The organism is Pantoea sp. At-9b (assembly GCF_000175935.2).
Taxonomy (GTDB): domain Bacteria; phylum Pseudomonadota; class Gammaproteobacteria; order Enterobacterales; family Enterobacteriaceae; genus Pantoea.
The window spans coordinates 4182402-4199042 of sequence record NC_014837.1; the positions used below are offsets into that span (position 1 = coordinate 4182402).

The 16641-nt window shown below is 54.1% G+C and carries 10 protein-coding genes, 4 tRNA genes and 3 rRNA genes; 3 read left to right on the forward strand and 14 right to left on the reverse strand.

Annotation, left to right across the window (positions count from 1 at the left end):
- The first annotated feature begins 5 nt into the window (after positions 1-5).
- Entirely contained in the window at positions 6-887 is an 882-nt protein-coding gene (ilvY, locus tag PAT9B_RS19330; RefSeq protein WP_013510959.1) for an HTH-type transcriptional activator IlvY, read from the forward strand.
- Here ilvY and ilvA read toward each other — a convergent pair whose 3' ends face one another.
- From ilvA to ilvL, 6 genes are all read right to left on the reverse strand, one after another.
- Positions 888-2435: a threonine ammonia-lyase, biosynthetic gene (gene ilvA / locus PAT9B_RS19335; protein WP_013510960.1), complete on the reverse strand. Its 1548-nt coding sequence runs from the start codon at positions 2433-2435 to the stop codon at positions 888-890. It lies immediately after the preceding gene.
- Between the two features lie 3 nt (positions 2436-2438).
- Complete coding sequence (ilvD, locus tag PAT9B_RS19340; protein ID WP_013510961.1) at positions 2439-4289, reverse strand: dihydroxy-acid dehydratase; 1851 nt, start codon at positions 4287-4289, stop codon at positions 2439-2441.
- Between the two features lie 60 nt (positions 4290-4349).
- Positions 4350-5279, reverse strand: coding sequence for a branched-chain-amino-acid transaminase (ilvE, locus tag PAT9B_RS19345; protein ID WP_013510962.1), 930 nt, complete (start codon positions 5277-5279; stop codon positions 4350-4352).
- 18 nt (positions 5280-5297) lie between these two features.
- Complete coding sequence (gene ilvM, locus PAT9B_RS19350) at positions 5298-5555, reverse strand: acetolactate synthase 2 small subunit (protein ID WP_013510963.1); 258 nt, start codon at positions 5553-5555, stop codon at positions 5298-5300.
- Entirely contained in the window at positions 5552-7198 is a 1647-nt protein-coding gene (gene ilvG, locus PAT9B_RS19355; RefSeq protein WP_013510964.1) for an acetolactate synthase 2 catalytic subunit, read from the reverse strand. The genes ilvM and ilvG overlap by 4 nt, the downstream gene beginning before the upstream one ends.
- A 149-nt stretch (positions 7199-7347) precedes the next feature.
- Positions 7348-7446 carry an ilv operon leader peptide gene (ilvL, locus tag PAT9B_RS29830; protein ID WP_071783595.1) on the reverse strand — a complete coding sequence of 33 codons (99 nt, stop codon included), beginning with the start codon at positions 7444-7446 and terminating at the stop codon, positions 7348-7350.
- A 328-nt stretch (positions 7447-7774) separates the two neighbouring features.
- Here ilvL and PAT9B_RS19360 point away from each other — a divergent pair, with 328 nt between their 5' ends.
- Positions 7775-9295, forward strand: a complete 1521-nt coding sequence (locus tag PAT9B_RS19360; RefSeq protein ID WP_013510965.1) for a YifB family Mg chelatase-like AAA ATPase — start codon at positions 7775-7777, stop codon at positions 9293-9295.
- Positions 9296-9320: 25 nt separating this feature from the next.
- Here the strand turns inward: PAT9B_RS19360 and PAT9B_RS19365 are convergent, their stop codons facing one another.
- Positions 9321-9659: a DUF413 domain-containing protein gene (locus PAT9B_RS19365; RefSeq protein WP_013510966.1), complete on the reverse strand. Its 339-nt coding sequence runs from the start codon at positions 9657-9659 to the stop codon at positions 9321-9323.
- A 121-nt stretch (positions 9660-9780) separates the two neighbouring features.
- On the opposite strand from PAT9B_RS19365, the gene hdfR reads away from it, so the two are divergent.
- A complete protein-coding gene (hdfR, locus tag PAT9B_RS19370) occupies positions 9781-10602 on the forward strand; it encodes an HTH-type transcriptional regulator HdfR (protein ID WP_013510967.1) in 822 nt (273 codons plus the stop codon).
- A 172-nt stretch (positions 10603-10774) separates the two neighbouring features.
- Here the strand turns inward: hdfR and PAT9B_RS19375 are convergent.
- The 7 genes from PAT9B_RS19375 to PAT9B_RS19405 form a co-directional block, all read right to left on the reverse strand.
- Positions 10775-10850, reverse strand: a tRNA-Trp gene (locus PAT9B_RS19375).
- Positions 10851-10859: 9 nt separating this feature from the next.
- Positions 10860-10936: transfer RNA gene (locus tag PAT9B_RS19380), tRNA-Asp, on the reverse strand.
- A 74-nt stretch (positions 10937-11010) separates the two neighbouring features.
- Positions 11011-11126: ribosomal RNA gene (gene rrf / locus PAT9B_RS19385) — 5S ribosomal RNA — on the reverse strand.
- Between the two features lie 208 nt (positions 11127-11334).
- Positions 11335-14239, reverse strand: a 23S ribosomal RNA gene (locus PAT9B_RS19390).
- A gap of 194 nt (positions 14240-14433) precedes the next feature.
- Positions 14434-14509: transfer RNA gene (locus tag PAT9B_RS19395), tRNA-Ala, on the reverse strand.
- A 144-nt stretch (positions 14510-14653) separates the two neighbouring features.
- A tRNA-Ile gene (locus PAT9B_RS19400) sits at positions 14654-14730 on the reverse strand.
- A gap of 74 nt (positions 14731-14804) precedes the next feature.
- Positions 14805-16346 (reverse strand): 16S ribosomal RNA (locus tag PAT9B_RS19405).
- Together the 16S, 23S and 5S rRNA genes with 4 tRNA genes alongside form the textbook arrangement of a ribosomal RNA operon.
- Between the last annotated feature and the right edge of the window lie 295 nt (positions 16347-16641).

Sequence of the window (16641 nt, forward strand, 5' to 3'; positions counted from 1 at the left end):
CGCGCATGGATTTACGAGACCTGAAACTCTTCCTCCATCTGGCCGAAAGTTGCCACTTTGGCCGCACAGCACGCGCCATGCATGTCAGCCCATCTACCCTGTCGCGCCAGATCCAGCGCCTTGAGGAGGATGTCGGCCACGCGCTGTTTTTGCGTGATAACCGTACCGTGACGCTGACCGAAGCCGGTGAACGGCTGCGTCAGTTTGCCCAGCAAACTCTGCTGCAATATCAGCAACTGCGTCATGTGATGGACCTGAACGGCCCCTCGCTCAGTGGCGAGTTACGTCTGTTTTGTTCGGTTACAGCAGCCTACAGTCATCTGCCGCCGATTCTCGATCGCTTTCGCGCGGAACACCCGCAGGTGGAGATCAAGCTCACCACCGGCGATGCCGCCGATGCAATTGAAATGGTGCAGTCCGGTGAAGCTGACCTGGCGATTGCCGGTCGTCCTGAATCGCTGCCCGCCAGCATAGATTTTACGCCACTTGGGCTGATTCCGCTGGTCCTGATCGCCCCGGCGTTGCCCTGTCCGGTGCGTAACCAGGCGACACAGGATGAACCTGACTGGTCGTTGATTCCGTTTATCCTGCCGGAACAAGGGCCTGCACGACGGGGAATTGATCTGTGGTTTCGCCGCCGCCGTATCCCCAATCCGCTGATTTATGCCACGGTATCAGGCCATGAGGCGATTGTGTCGATGGTGGCGCTGGGATGTGGCATTGCGCTGCTGCCCGACGTGGTGCTGGAAAACAGCCCGGAGCCGGTACGTAATCGCGTGCTGGTGCTGGAGAATGTCGAATCGGTCGCACCGCTCGAACTGGGCGTGTGCGTACAAAAAAAGCGGCTCGGAGAGCCGCTTATCAATGCCTTCTGGAACCTGCTGTAGCTACTGACCGGCGAGGAAGAAGCGGAACGCCGGGTTATTGGCTTCGTCGTGGAAGTCATAACCCAGCGCCGTGAGGTGCTCCTCAAAGCGCGGCTCATCATCGCCCAGTTCAAACGCCGCCAGCACCCGACCGTAATCGGTGCCGTGGCTGCGATAATGGAACAACGAGATATTCCAGTGCGTACCGAGCGTTTGCAGAAACTTCAACAGCGCGCCGGGTGCTTCCGGGAATTCAAAGCTGAACAGGCGCTCACGCAGCGGTTTCGAAGGACGACCACCGACCATGTAGCGCACATGCAGCTTCGCCATTTCATCGTCGGAGAGATCCACCACGTTATAACCACCCTGCGTCAGCTGGCTGATGATTTCGCTGCGCTCCTCCAGCCCGCGCGTTAAGCGCACACCAACGAAGATGCAGGCGTTGTCAGCATCGGCATAGCGATAGTTAAACTCCGTCACGGAGCGTCCACCCAGCGTCTGGCAGAACTTCAGGAAGCTCCCCTGCTGCTCAGGAATGGTCACCGCCAGCAACGCTTCACGCTGCTCACCCAGTTCGCAACGCTCGGAGACGTAACGCAGGCCATGGAAGTTGACGTTAGCGCCCGACAGCACGTGCGCTATGCGTTCGCCTTTGATGTTGTGCTGCTGGATGTACTTTTTCATCCCGGCCAGTGCCAGTGCCCCGGAAGGCTCCGCCACCGCACGCACATCCTCGAACAGATCTTTCATCGCAGCACAGATGGCATCGCTATCCACGGTGATGATGTCGTCGAGATACTCCTGGCACAGACGGAAGGTTTCGTCGCCGATGCGCTTCACCGCCACGCCTTCAGCAAACAAACCCACCCGCGCCAGATCGACCGGATGACCCGCATCCAGCGCCGCTTTGAGGCAGGCTGAGTCTTCCGACTCGACAGCAATCACCTTAATCTGCGGCATCAGCTGCTTGATCAGCACCGCCACACCCGCCGCCAGGCCACCGCCACCGACCGGCACGAAGACGCGATCGAGATGCGCATCCTGCTGCAACAGCTCCATCGCCAGCGTACCCTGTCCGGCAATCACCGCCGGATGATCAAACGGGTGAACGAAGGTGTAACCTTGCTGCTCCGCCAGCTCGATCGCCTTGGCTTTTGCTTCGTCGAAGTTGGCCCCAAACAGGTAAGCCTCACCGCCAAATGCGCGCACCGCATCAACCTTGATATCTGCCGTGGCCAGCGGCATCACAATCAGTGATTTGATGCCTAAGGTACTGGCTGAGAGGGCCACGCCCTGCGCATGGTTGCCGGCAGATGCCGTCACCACGCCGCGCGCTTTCTGCTCCTCAGTCAGCCCGGCAATCATCGCGTAAGCCCCGCGCAGCTTGAAGCTGTGCACCGGCTGTCGATCTTCACGCTTCACCAGAATGGTGTTGCCAAGACGCGATGAAATTTTCTCCATTTTCTGTAACGGCGTGACCTGTGCAATTTCGTACACCGGTGAACGCAATACCGCGCGCAAATACTCCGCGCCGCAGGGCGCCGCGGGTAGCGGTTGAGACTCAGCCATCTGTTAGCCTCCCAGCTTAGACTTATCGCGCACCGCGCCTTTGTCAGCGCTGGTCGCGAGTGATGCATAAGCACGCAGGGCGAAGGAGACCTGACGCACACGGCCATGCGGCGTATACGCTGCATCACCACGGGCTTCTTCCTCTTCACGACGGGCGTGCAGTTCGTTTTCCGGCACCGCCAGCTTGATGCCACGGTTCGGGATGTCGATTTCGATGATGTCGCCGTCTTTCACCAGCGCAATGGTGCCGCCGCTGGCCGCTTCCGGTGAAGCGTGGCCGATAGACAAACCTGACGTACCGCCAGAGAAACGACCATCGGTGATCAATGCACAGCTTTTGCCAAGGCCCATCGATTTCAGGTAAGTGGTTGGATAGAGCATTTCCTGCATGCCCGGTCCACCTTTCGGCCCTTCGTAGCGAATGACCACCACGTCGCCCGCCACCACTTTACCACCGAGGATCGCTTCAACCGCGTCATCCTGGCTTTCGTAAACTTTGGCCGGACCTTTGAAAGTCAGGATTTCTTTGTCCACACCGGCGGTTTTTACGATGCAACCGTCTTCTGCCAGGTTGCCGTACAGCACCGCCAGACCACCGTCCTGAGAGAACGCGAATTCACGGGTGCGGATACAACCTTCCTGGCGATCGTCATCCAGCGTGTCCCAACGGCAATCCTGTGAGAACGCCTGAGTAGTACGAATCCCGGCCGGACCGGCGCGGAACATCTTTTTCACTGCTTCGTCTTTGGTCAGCATGATGTCGTACTGATCCAGCGTTTCACGCAGGTTCAGACCCAGCACGTTACGCACATCAGTGTGCAGCAGGCCAGCACGATCCAGCTCACCGAGGATACCGATCACACCACCCGCGCGGTGCACATCTTCCATGTGGTATTTCTGGGTGCTCGGTGCCACTTTGCACAGATGCGGTACTTTGCGCGACAGACGGTCGATATCGGAAATGTTGAAGTCGATTTCGCCTTCCTGCGCCGCTGCCAGCAGGTGCAGGACAGTGTTGGTAGAGCCACCCATGGCGATATCCAGCGTCATGGCGTTTTCAAATGCCGCTTTGCTGGCGATGTTGCGCGGCAGCACGCGTTCATCATCCTGCTCGTAATACTGTTTGGTCAGGTTAACAATGCGCTTACCGGCATTGATAAACAGATCCTTACGATCAGCGTGCGTTGCCAGCAGCGAACCGTTACCCGGTTGCGACAGACCCAGCGCTTCAGTCAGGCAGTTCATCGAGTTAGCGGTGAACATACCGGAGCAGGAACCACAAGTCGGACAGGCGGAACGTTCGATCTGCTCGCTGTCGGCATCGCTGACATTCGGGTTTGCACCCTGAATCATCGCATCCACCAGATCCAGCTTGATGATTTTGTCAGACAGCTTGGTTTTACCCGCTTCCATCGGGCCACCCGACACGAAGATCACCGGAATATTGAGGCGCAGTGACGCCATCAGCATCCCCGGGGTGATTTTGTCGCAGTTGGAAATACAGACCATCGCATCGGCACAGTGGGCGTTGACCATGTACTCGACGGAGTCAGCGATCAGCTCACGCGAAGGCAGTGAATACAGCATGCCGCCATGGCCCATGGCGATACCGTCATCCACCGCAATGGTGTTGAACTCTTTAGCCACACCGCCAGCCGCTTCGATTTGTTCAGCGACCAGTTTGCCGAGATCGCGCAGGTGGACGTGGCCTGGCACGAATTGGGTGAATGAGTTGACCACGGCGATAATCGGCTTACCGAAATCGGCGTCGGTCATTCCTGTCGCGCGCCACAAGGCACGGGCACCCGCCATGTTACGGCCATGGGTGGTGGTGGCGGAACGGTACTTAGGCATGCTCTATTTACTCCAGTAAGGATAATGTCGCGGACGCTGCTGCGTCCGCGAAAAAACTTGTTATGGGTTAACCTGATCCAGCCAGCCCCATTTGTCTTCAGTCTCGCCAGTGAACAGGCCAAAGAATGCCTGCTGAATGCGTTTGGTCACTGGACCACATTTGCCTGCACCCACCTGGATACCGTCAACGCTGCGTACCGGGGTGATTTCTGCGGCAGTACCGGACATGAACACTTCGTCAGCCAGGTACAGTGATTCACGTGACAGCACCTGCTCGCGGACTTCGATACCCATGTCTTTCGCCAGCTTGATGATGGCATCACGGGTGATGCCCGGCAGCGCAGAAGAGGTGAACGGCGGCGTGAACAGAATACCGTCTTTCACTTCGAACAAGTTTTCACCGGCACCTTCTGAAATATAGCCGTTCGTATCGAGAGCGATACCTTCCTGATAGCCGTGGCGACGTGCTTCGCTGCCGACCAGCAGAGAAGACAGGTAGTTACCGCCGGCTTTTGCTGCGGTTGGCAGGGTGTTCGGGGCTACGCGGTTCCAGGAAGACACCATCGCGTCGATGCCCTGCTCCAGCGCTTCAGCACCCAGGTAAGCACCCCACGGGAATGCAGCGATGATCACATCGGTGGTGTAGCCATCTGGCGGGTTCACACCCAGACCCACGTCGCCGACGAAGGCCAGCGGACGGATGTAAGCGCTTTTCAATTTGTTGACGCGCAGCACTTCGCGGCAGGCTTCCATCAGCTCATCTACGCTGGCTTTAATCGGGAAGCGGTAGATTTTGGCGGAGTCGTGCAGACGCTGCATGTGTTCACGATGACGGAACACCACCGGGCCTTTGTGAGAGTCGTAGCAACGCACGCCTTCAAACACAGAAGTACCGTAATGCAACGCGTGAGACATGACGCTGACCTTGGCGTCTTCCCACTTAACCATCTCCCCATTGAACCAAATAAAGTCTGCTTTCTTCGTACTCATTGTTATTTCCTTTCGCGACTAGGCACGGATTTGTTGTGTTGTCTGTTGTTGGATCTGGACGCAAGCGACATCCATCAGTTTGCTTAACTGCGAAGACAGTAAATCGACAGAGCGCTGGCTGGCAACGGTCATTTCGATATTAATGTTTTCGGCATTCGCGGCTGATGCCATGTTCATGGTGCACACCTGGAAACCACGGTGGCGCACGACGCGCAAAATGCGTTCCAATATTTCAGGGCGGAAGCGCGCTTCGATAGACAATTGATGCTGGTTCATACGGTTTTCTCCATCATGTTTGCGTTGCTGGCACCAGGTGGCACCAAAGGCCAGACGTTTTCATGCTCATCAATCGCAACATGCAGGAAGTAAGGACCTTCACTGTTCAGCAGAGCATCAAGGGCGGCGTCGACCTGATCTTTACGGGTAATGCGCTGGCCGGGGATATCAAAAGCGCTGGCCAGCGTAAGGAAATCGGGGTTATCAGTCAGGATGGTTTCGCTGTAGCGGCCATCAAAGAACAGCTGCTGCCACTGGCGCACCATGCCGAGACGCTGGTTATCCAGCAGCAGGATTTTAACCGGCAGTTTACCGCGCTTGATGGTGCCCAGTTCCTGAATGTTCATCATGATTGAACCGTCACCCGATACGCAGATGACGGTATCGTTCGGACGGGCTACCTGGGCACCCACCGCAGCCGGCAGGCCAAAGCCCATGGTGCCGAGACCACTGGAGGTTATAAAGTTTTCCGGCGCGCTGAACGACATATGCTGCGCCGCCCACATCTGATGCTGACCCACGTCAGTGGTCACCACTGCGCTGTCGGCTTTGCGATCGGACAGTTGTTTCAGCAACAACGGCGCATAGATCGCGTCGCCCGGATGGTCGTAGCGCCAGTCGAATTCCGCTTTCATCGCTTTAACTGCACTACGCCAGGCATCGATTTGCAGCGGCATGCTTAACGCAGGCAGCACCTGGTTCAAATCCCCCTGCAACGAGACGTGCGCACGACGCAGCTTGTTCAGCTCAGCGGGGTCGATATCAATATGGATCACGCTGGCGTGTGGCGCGAAGGTGTCGAGCTTGCCGGTCACGCGGTCGTCAAAACGCGCACCCACGGCAATCAGCAAATCACACTCCTGAACCGCCAGGTTAGCGGCTTTGGTGCCATGCATTCCCAGCATGCCGAGGTAGAGATCGCTGTTGGCATCTGCGCTGCCCAGCCCTTTCAGGGTGGCAACCATCGGGATGCCGGTATCGATCGCCATCGCACGTAACGCCGGGACGGCCTGCGCCATTCCCACACCACCACCGATATACAGCATCGGCTTTTTCGCCTGCGCCATCAACGCACGCGCTTCCGCGATATGTTGCGGTGAATGGCTCAACGCCTCTTCAACCGGCAGCAGGTGCGGCGTGAGATCGCCGTTGGCGATTTGAATATCTTTCGGGATATCAACCAGTACCGGGCCGGGACGACCAGACTGGGCAATGGCGAAGGCTTCTGCCATCACCGAAGGCAAATCATCAAGGGATTCAACGAGGAAGCTGTGCTTGGTGCAGGCCAGTGACAGGCCGAGAACGTCAATTTCCTGGAACGCATCGGTGCCGATAAACGGGGAAGCTACCTGGCCGGTAATGGCAACAACCGGGATGGAGTCCATCATCGCATCAGCCAGACCAGTGATCAGGTTAGTAGCACCAGGACCCGAGGTGGCGATACAGACGCCGGTTTTACCCGTCGCACGGGCATAGCCAATCGCCGCCATCACCGCACCTTGCTCATGCCGACACAGTAGGTGTTCCACGCCGCCATCGTAGAGCGCATCGTACACTGGCATGATGGCACCGCCAGGATAACCAAACACTGTATCAACACCCTGCGCGCGTAAAGCCTGAACTACCCACTGTGCACCTGTCATGGTTATTCTCCTGTATCCCTGCGGGAACAACAGAATTTTATGCTACTGTTCATTATCTGTTCCTCGATGATTCGCTGATATTTTGCCTGGTCGAAAAAAAACCCCCGGACCTTGCGGTGCGGGGGTTTTTCGAATTCCGGGCTTGATTTTTAAGCCTTTCTTTCTCCAAGCGTAGCCCCGCACGGTGGGATAATAATCACCACCACGCTAATCACGACTAGGCTAATCACTTGTAGAAGGGCTTTCATATGTTGTTCGTTTTTTCGATTGTTCGAAGTAATACCTACAGAGTTACCATAGTTATCGGGGCATTGACAATAATTTTCATCAGAAATTTTTATGACACAACGGCACCGAGACAGTTATCACCTTGTAAGTTAACGGTTATTTTTATTTGTGATAAATATTCATTACGACCGCGTCGTAACATTCGATTTTATTCTGAGGACTTGCTTCCAAAAAACATGAATGAGCAGAAATTAGCAGCGAAATGGTGGAACCCTGCACGCAACTCTGATGAACGCGATTAGGCCATTCTTTTCAAGCCCGGCAAGATAGCACCAACAAGGAGTGGTTATGTCTTTATCACGGGTTTTAACACGCGCAGCTTTGGGTGTACAGGCACCGCTGGTGACAGTGGAAGTCCATATCAGTAATGGCCTACCCGCCTTAACGCTGGTCGGTTTGCCAGAAACCACGGTGAAAGAAGCGCGTGAGCGGGTCCGCAGCGCGATCATCAACAGCGGATTCACCTTTCCGGCTAAACGCGTCACCATCAATCTGGCCCCTGCCGATCTCCCTAAAGAGGGGGGGCGTTACGACCTGCCGATCGCCATTGCAATTCTCGCCGCCTCAGAGCAGCTTCCTGACGCGAAACTCGCGCAATATGAATTCCTGGGTGAATTAGCCCTGAACGGCGCGCTCTGTGGCGTTCAGGCCGCCATTCCTGCGGCTATGGCAGCCCTTCAGGCGGGCAGGCAGATGGTGCTCTCTGAACAGAATCAACAGGATGTGGGTTTAATTCAGCAAGGCACAACCTTGATTGGCAAACATCTGCTGGAAATTTGCGCCTTTCTGCATAATCAAACCGAGTTACCCATTGCGTGTTATCAGCCTGAGATCACTGACAACGACAATCAGGATCTGCGCGATATCATTGGACAGGAACAAGGACGGCGGGCACTGGAGATTACCGCTGCGGGCGGGCACAATTTGCTGCTGCTGGGTCCGCCGGGAACCGGGAAAACCATGCTGGCCACACGCTTACCTGGCATCATGCCCCCCTTGAACGAGCAGGAGGCACTGGAGTGTGCTGCCATCGCCAGTCTGGTCAGCAGCGGTAACCTTCAACAACAATGGCGCAAACGCCCCTTTCGTGCGCCACATCATAGCGCTTCGCTGTATGCCCTGATTGGCGGCGGTTCCTTACCCCGTCCGGGTGAGATTTCGCTGGCGCATAATGGCGTGCTTTTTCTGGATGAGTTACCCGAGTTTGAACGTCGGGCGCTGGATGCGTTACGCGAGCCGATTGAATCCGGTGAGATTGCCATCTCGCGCACCCGTGCTAAAGTCACCTATCCGGCACGCTTTCAGTTAATTGGTGCCATGAATCCCAGCCCAACCGGTCATTATCAGGGAACCCATAACCGTTGTACCCCACAGCAGGTATTGCGCTATCTCAGCCGTCTTTCCGGTCCTTTTCTCGACCGCTTTGATCTCTCTCTGGAAGTCCCCTTATTACCCAGTGGAACCCTCAGCCAGAAACAGCACCCCAGTGAGAGCAGTGCAGAAGTGCTGCAACGGGTTGTTGCGGCACGGCAACATCAAATTAATCGCAGTGGGAAAGTGAACGCGCATCTGTCAAATGCGGAGATACAGCGCTGGTGTGAACTTGAGGAGGAAGATGCCCGATGGCTTGAAGAGGTGCTGAATTCGCTTGGTCTGTCGGTGCGCGCCTGGCAACGCATCCTGAAAGTGGCAAGAACCATCGCAGATTTAGCTGGGGAGGCACAGATTACTCGTCATCACCTGCAGGAGGCGGTGGGGTACCGCAGTATTGATCGCCTGATGATCTATCTACACAAAAGCCTGGAATAAAAAAACGGGGCACCTGCCCCGTTTCTTAGTCTTCGCTGTCGCTGTAATCTTCGACGCTGTCCATCTGCGGCTTGCCGCCAGAAAGCGTGTGAAAACGCTTAGGACGCTTGATACGTGCGGTATATTTCGACCATACACGCTCAGCTTCCGTTTGCGGCTCACGAATACCACGACATACTTCAATAAATAAACGCTCTTCTTCCGTCACTGGCTCACGCTTTGCCAGGTCCAGTTCATTAAAGGCAAAACCGTGGCGCTCAAGAAGCGTAGCTTCTTTAATGGTGAAATCACCATGACGCGAAAAACCACGAGGGTAATGCTTGTTATCAAAGAAACGATTCGTTGTTGCGAAGCTATCCGCCATTTTACACGCTCCTGATTCTCATATGGCCGTGCTATTTATGGCGCGGAGTATTAGATAGGCTTGACAGAGTGTAAAACAAAACATTTAAATCAATACGACAAACATTTTTTGGGAGAATGCTGTGGATACGGAATTACTGAAAACTTTCCTCGAAGTGAGCAGAACTCGCCATTTCGGGCGTGCTGCTGAAGCGCTTTACCTCACGCAATCTGCCGTTAGTTTTCGCATTCGCCAACTGGAAAACCAGCTGGGCGTTAACCTTTTTACTCGTCATCGTAATAACATCCGGCTGACTTCTGCCGGTGAACGCTTATTACCCTATGCCGAGAGCTTGATGAGCACCTGGCTGATGGCAAAAAAGGAAGTTTCCCATACCCAGCAGCATCATGAGCTTTCTATCGGAGCCAGTGCATCGCTATGGGAGGCTTATCTAACCCCTTGGTTACAATCGCTTTATGAGAACAGGGAAAGCCTGCACCTTGAAGCGCGTATTGCACAACGGCACTTACTGGTAAAGCAGTTACATGAACGCCAGCTTGATCTTTTGATCACCACCGAAGCGCCAAAGATGGATGAATTGACCAGTCAGCAAATTGGCCACATTTCACTCGCATTATTTCGTGCGCGTAAAACTGAAAAGCGTGAAAAATATGATTACATCAAACTGGAATGGGGAGCAGATTTTCATCAACATGAAAATTATCTGTCCAGTGATGACGTTCCGGTATTAACCACAACATCGGCGCATGTTACCCGAGAATTGCTGCATACCACTGGCGCTTGCGCGTTTTTGCCTGATTTTTGGCACAGCCTTTATAGCGATCTGATGGTTATTCCTGATACCCCTGTCGCTGTCAGACCTCTTTATGCGGTATGGCTACAAAATAGCGATCAACAGGCCCATATTCGTCAGTTGCTCAAATATCCGGTATTAACGCATTGATGTAATAAAAACAGAAGGGTTTGAGTGGATATTGGTGAAGCTCAATTCCCTCCATCACGAAAAGATCTGAGGCATTTTGTGCTAAAGCAGGCTGACTAATGAGGTGGTAGTGGAAATACACCTGTTATTTCAGGCAAAAAAAAATCCTTTGCCTAAGCAAAGGATTGTTTTCTGGCAGGGGCGGAGGGACTCGAACCCCCAACACCCGGTTTTGGAGACCGGTGCTCTACCAATTGAACTACGCCCCTAAATGAGGGTGGCGGTGCGGACGGGACTCGAACCCGCGACCCCCGGCGTGACAGGCCGGTATTCTAACCGACTGAACTACCGCACCACCGAATACTGCATTACCAGCGGGGTCTCGCTGATAACCGGTGTTACCCTTTCGGGCAAGTACCTTAAATTGATGCCTGGCAGTTCCCTACTCTCGCATGGGGAGACCCCACACTACCATCGGCGCTACGGCGTTTCACTTCTGAGTTCGGCATGGGGTCAGGTGGGACCACCGCGCTACAGCCGCCAGGCAAATCTTGGTGCACGAAACGAATATTTTTCACTGATGCTGCGTTGCCTGCGCTCGTAAACTCAGTCACATACTCATGTATGCTCCTTCCTTTACTTCGCTGGCCGCCTTGCCTCAGCGCAAAATCTTTCGTTTCCGCTAATTCTTTATCCGGTAAACAATGCTGAAAATTCTTTGCGTCTCTCAACTCAAAACGCCTCTGGCGTTGTAAGGTTAAGCCTCACGGGTCATTAGTACCGGTTAGCTCAATGCATCGCTGCACTTACACATCCGGCCTATCAACGTCGTCGTCTTCAACGTCCCTTCAGGACTCTCAAGGAGTCAGGGAGAACTCATCTCGGGGCAAGTTTCGTGCTTAGATGCTTTCAGCACTTATCTTTTCCGCACTTAGCTACCGGGCAATGCCATTGGCATGACAACCCGAACACCAGTGGTGCGTTCACTCCGGTCCTCTCGTACTAGGAGCAACCCCCCTCAATTCTCCAGCGCCCACGGCAGATAGGGACCGAACTGTCTCACGACGTTCTAAACCCAGCTCGCGTACCACTTTAAACGGCGAACAGCCGTACCCTTGGGACCTACTTCAGCCCCAGGATGTGATGAGCCGACATCGAGGTGCCAAACACCGCCGTCGATATGAACTCTTGGGCGGTATCAGCCTGTTATCCCCGGAGTACCTTTTATCCGTTGAGCGATGGCCCTTCCATTCAGAACCACCGGATCACTATGACCTGCTTTCGCACCTGCTCGAGCCGTCACTCTCGCAGTCAAGCTGGCTTATGCCATTGCACTAACCTCCTGATGTCCGACCAGGATTAGCCAACCTTCGTGCTCCTCCGTTACACTTTGGGAGGAGACCGCCCCAGTCAAACTACCCACCAGACACTGTCCGCAGCCCGGATTACGGGCCTACGTTAGAACATCAAACATTAAAGGGTGGTATTTCAAGGTTGGCTCCACGCAGACTGGCGTCCACGCTTCAAAGCCTCCCACCTATCCTACACATCAAGGCTCAATGTTCAGTGTCAAGCTATAGTAAAGGTTCACGGGGTCTTTCCGTCTTGCCGCGGGTACACTGCATCTTCACAGCGATTTCAATTTCACTGAGTCTCGGGTGGAGAACAGCCTGGCCATCATTACGCCATTCGTGCAGGTCGGAACTTACCCGACAAGGAATTTCGCTACCTTAGGACCGTTATAGTTACGGCCGCCGTTTACCGGGGCTTCGATCAAGAGCTTCTCCTTACGGATAACCCCATCAATTAACCTTCCGGCACCGGGCAGGCGTCACACCGTATACGTCCACTTTCGTGTTTGCACAGTGCTGTGTTTTTAATAAACAGTTGCAGCCAGCTGGTATCTTCGACTGGCTTCAGCTCCGGGAGCAAGTCCCCTTCACCTAATGCCAGCGTGCCTTCTCCCGAAGTTACGGCACCATTTTGCCTAGTTCCTTCACCCGAGTTCTCTCAAGCGCCTTGGTATTCTCTACCTGACCACCTGTGTCGGTTTGGGGTACGATTTCGTGTTACCTGGAGCTTAGAGGCTTTTCCTGGAAGCAGGGCATCAGTTACTTCACCACCGTAGTGGCTCGTCATCACGCCTCAGCATAAAGCGCACCGGATTTGCCTGGTGCACATGCCTACACGCTTAAACCGGGACAACCGTCGCCCGGATAACCTAGCCTTCTCCGTCCCCCCTTCGCAGTAACACCAAGTACAGGAATATTAACCTGTTTCCCATCGACTACGCTTTTCAGCCTCGCCTTAGGGGTCGACTCACCCTGCCCCGATTAACGTTGGACAGGAACCCTTGGTCTTCCGGCGAGCGGGCTTTTCACCCGCTTTATCGTTACTTATGTCAGCATTCGCACTTCTGATACCTCCAGCAGACCTCACAGTCCACCTTCAACGGCTTACAGAACGCTCCCCTACCCAACAACACATAGTGTCGCTGCCGCAGCTTCGGTGCATGGTTTAGCCCCGTTACATCTTCCGCGCAGGCCGACTCGACCAGTGAGCTATTACGCTTTCTTTAAATGATGGCTGCTTCTAAGCCAACATCCTGGCTGTCTGGGCCTTCCCACATCGTTTCCCACTTAACCATGACTTTGGGACCTTAGCTGGCGGTCTGGGTTGTTTCCCTCTTCACGACGGACGTTAGCACCCGCCGTGTGTCTCCCGCGATAACATTCTCCGGTATTCGTAGTTTGCATCGGGTTGGTAAGCCGGGATGGCCCCCTAGCCGAAACAGTGCTCTACCCCCGGAGATGAATTCACGAGGCGCTACCTAAATAGCTTTCGGGGAGAACCAGCTATCTCCCGGTTTGATTGGCCTTTCACCCCCAGCCACAAGTCATCCGCTAATTTTTCAACATTAGTCGGTTCGGTCCTCCAGTTAGTGTTACCCAACCTTCAACCTGCCCATGGCTAGATCACCGGGTTTCGGGTCTATACCCTGCAACTTAACGCCCAGTTAAGACTCGGTTTCCCTGCGGCTCCCCTATACGGTTAACCTTGCTACAGAATATAAGTCGCTGACCCATTATACAAAAGGTACGCAGTCACACCCCGAAGGATGCTCCCACTGCTTGTACGTACACGGTTTCAGGTTCTGTTTCACTCCCCTCGCCGGGGTTCTTTTCGCCTTTCCCTCACGGTACTGGTTCACTATCGGTCAGTCAGGAGTATTTAGCCTTGGAGGATGGTCCCCCCATATTCAGACAGGATACCACGTGTCCCGCCCTACTCATCGAACTCACAGCAAGTGTATCTTCGTGTACGGGAGTATCACCCTGTACCCTGCGACTTTCCAGACGCTTCCACTGACACACAAACTGATTCAGGTTCTGGGCTGTTCCCCGTTCGCTCGCCGCTACTGGGGGAATCTCGGTTGATTTCTTTTCCTCGGGGTACTTAGATGTTTCAGTTCCCCCGGTTCGCCTCGTTAACCTATGTATTCAGTTAACGATAGTGCACAAGTGCACTGGGTTTCCCCATTCGGACATCGTCGGCTGTAGCGGTTCATATCACCTTACCGACGCTTTTCGCAGATTAGCACGTCCTTCATCGCCTCTGACTGCCAGGGCATCCACCGTGTACGCTTAGTCGCTTAACCTCACAACCCACAGACGTTTTTACGCATGCAGACTGCAAGCATTTGAGAGACTCGAACACATCGTTTTCATTTCTTATTACGGAGAAATGAAACAACGTGTCGTTTCAAATTTTCAGCTTGTTCCGGATTGTTAAAGAGCAAATACTTCGCAGCACACCGTTTCCGGTACGCTCTGAAGTATTGAAGTACTGTAATGGTGGAGCTAAGCGGGATCGAACCGCTGACCTCCTGCGTGCAAGGCAGGCGCTCTCCCAGCTGAGCTATAGCCCCATACAGTTACTGCAGAGACCACTACTACCACTCAACCGAGTTAACATTCTTACATGAAGAATGTAATTTCTTCTCAGGCAAGGCATGCGGAAGGGAAGTTTACTCAGGTAAACGACCGCGCATAACGCAGCATGAGGAGAAATTTGGTAGGCCTGAGTGGACTTGAACCACCGACCTCACCCTTATCAGGGGTGCGCTCTAACCACCTGAGCTACAAGCCTGTAGAGGTTTTTTCTGCTCGTTACTTTTTCATCAGACAATCTGTGTGAGCACTTCGAAGGAAGGTATCTTCAGGTAAGGAGGTGATCCAACCGCAGGTTCCCCTACGGTTACCTTGTTACGACTTCACCCCAGTCATGAATCACAAAGTGGTAAGCGCCCTCCCGAAGGTTAAGCTACCTACCTCTTTTGCAACCCACTCCCATGGTGTGACGGGCGGTGTGTACAAGGCCCGGGAACGTATTCACCGTAGCATTCTGATCTACGATTACTAGCGATTCCGACTTCATGGAGTCGAGTTGCAGACTCCAATCCGGACTACGACGCACTTTATGAGGTCCGCTTGCTCTCGCGAGGTCGCTTCTCTTTGTATGCGCCATTGTAGCACGTGTGTAGCCCTGGCCGTAAGGGCCATGATGACTTGACGTCATCCCCACCTTCCTCCGGTTTATCACCGGCAGTCTCCTTTGAGTTCCCGACCGAATCGCTGGCAACAAAGGATAAGGGTTGCGCTCGTTGCGGGACTTAACCCAACATTTCACAACACGAGCTGACGACAGCCATGCAGCACCTGTCTCACGGTTCCCGAAGGCACTAAGGCATCTCTGCCGAATTCCGTGGATGTCAAGGCCAGGTAAGGTTCTTCGCGTTGCATCGAATTAAACCACATGCTCCACCGCTTGTGCGGGCCCCCGTCAATTCATTTGAGTTTTAACCTTGCGGCCGTACTCCCCAGGCGGTCGACTTAACGCGTTAGCTCCGGAAGCCACGCCTCAAGGGCACAACCTCCAAGTCGACATCGTTTACAGCGTGGACTACCAGGGTATCTAATCCTGTTTGCTCCCCACGCTTTCGCACCTGAGCGTCAGTCTCTGTCCAGGGGGCCGCCTTCGCCACCGGTATTCCTCCAGATCTCTACGCATTTCACCGCTACACCTGGAATTCTACCCCCTCTACAAGACTCTAGCCTGCCAGTTTCGAATGCAGTTCCCAGGTTAAGCCCGGGGGATTTCACATCCGACTTGACAGACCGCCTGCGTGCGCTTTACGCCCAGTAATTCCGATTAACGCTTGCACCCTCCGTATTACCGCGGCTGCTGGCACGGAGTTAGCCGGTGCTTCTTCTGCGGGTAACGTCAATTGCTGAAGTTATTAACTCCAACACCTTCCTCCCCGCTGAAAGTACTTTACAACCCGAAGGCCTTCTTCATACACGCGGCATGGCTGCATCAGGCTTGCGCCCATTGTGCAATATTCCCCACTGCTGCCTCCCGTAGGAGTCTGGACCGTGTCTCAGTTCCAGTGTGGCTGGTCATCCTCTCAGACCAGCTAGGGATCGTCGCCTAGGTGAGCCGTTACCCCACCTACTAGCTAATCCCATCTGGGTTCATCCGATGGTGTGAGGCCCGAAGGTCCCCCACTTTGGTCTTGCGACGTTATGCGGTATTAGCTACCGTTTCCAGTAGTTATCCCCCTCCATCGGGCAGATCCCCAGACATTACTCACCCGTCCGCCACTCGTCACCCAAGGAGCAAGCTCCTCTGTGCTACCGTTCGACTTGCATGTGTTAGGCCTGCCGCCAGCGTTCAATCTGAGCCATGATCAAACTCTTCAATTTAAGTTTGATGCTCAAAGAATTAAACTTCGTAATGAATTACGTGTTCACTCTTGAGACTTGATATTTTTTAAGTCCGTAGACTTTTGATATCAATCCTGCGAGTGCCCACACAGATTGTCTGATAAATTGTTAAAGAGCAGTGCCACATTTCTCGTGTGGCGCGGGTTGCGTATATTACGCTTTCCGCGTTTTCAGTCAAGCATTTATTTTTGCTTTTCTGAAGGTTGCCACTTAAGGCCACCTCGCTAACACGTTACTTCGTAAGCCGTTGTTCCGTGTCAGTGGAGGCGCATTA

Coding starts and splice junctions, on each gene's coding strand:
- ilvY (WP_013510959.1), top strand. CDS start 6: ATGGATTTACGAGACCTGAAACTCTTCCTCCATCTGGCCGAAAGTTGC.
- ilvA (WP_013510960.1), bottom strand. CDS start 2,435: ATGGCTGAGTCTCAACCGCTACCCGCGGCGCCCTGCGGCGCGGAGTAT.
- ilvD (WP_013510961.1), bottom strand. CDS start 4,289: ATGCCTAAGTACCGTTCCGCCACCACCACCCATGGCCGTAACATGGCG.
- ilvE (WP_013510962.1), bottom strand. CDS start 5,279: ATGAGTACGAAGAAAGCAGACTTTATTTGGTTCAATGGGGAGATGGTT.
- ilvM (WP_013510963.1), bottom strand. CDS start 5,555: ATGAACCAGCATCAATTGTCTATCGAAGCGCGCTTCCGCCCTGAAATA.
- ilvG (WP_013510964.1), bottom strand. CDS start 7,198: ATGACAGGTGCACAGTGGGTAGTTCAGGCTTTACGCGCGCAGGGTGTT.
- ilvL (WP_071783595.1), bottom strand. CDS start 7,446: ATGAAAGCCCTTCTACAAGTGATTAGCCTAGTCGTGATTAGCGTGGTG.
- PAT9B_RS19360 (WP_013510965.1), top strand. CDS start 7,775: ATGTCTTTATCACGGGTTTTAACACGCGCAGCTTTGGGTGTACAGGCA.
- PAT9B_RS19365 (WP_013510966.1), bottom strand. CDS start 9,659: ATGGCGGATAGCTTCGCAACAACGAATCGTTTCTTTGATAACAAGCAT.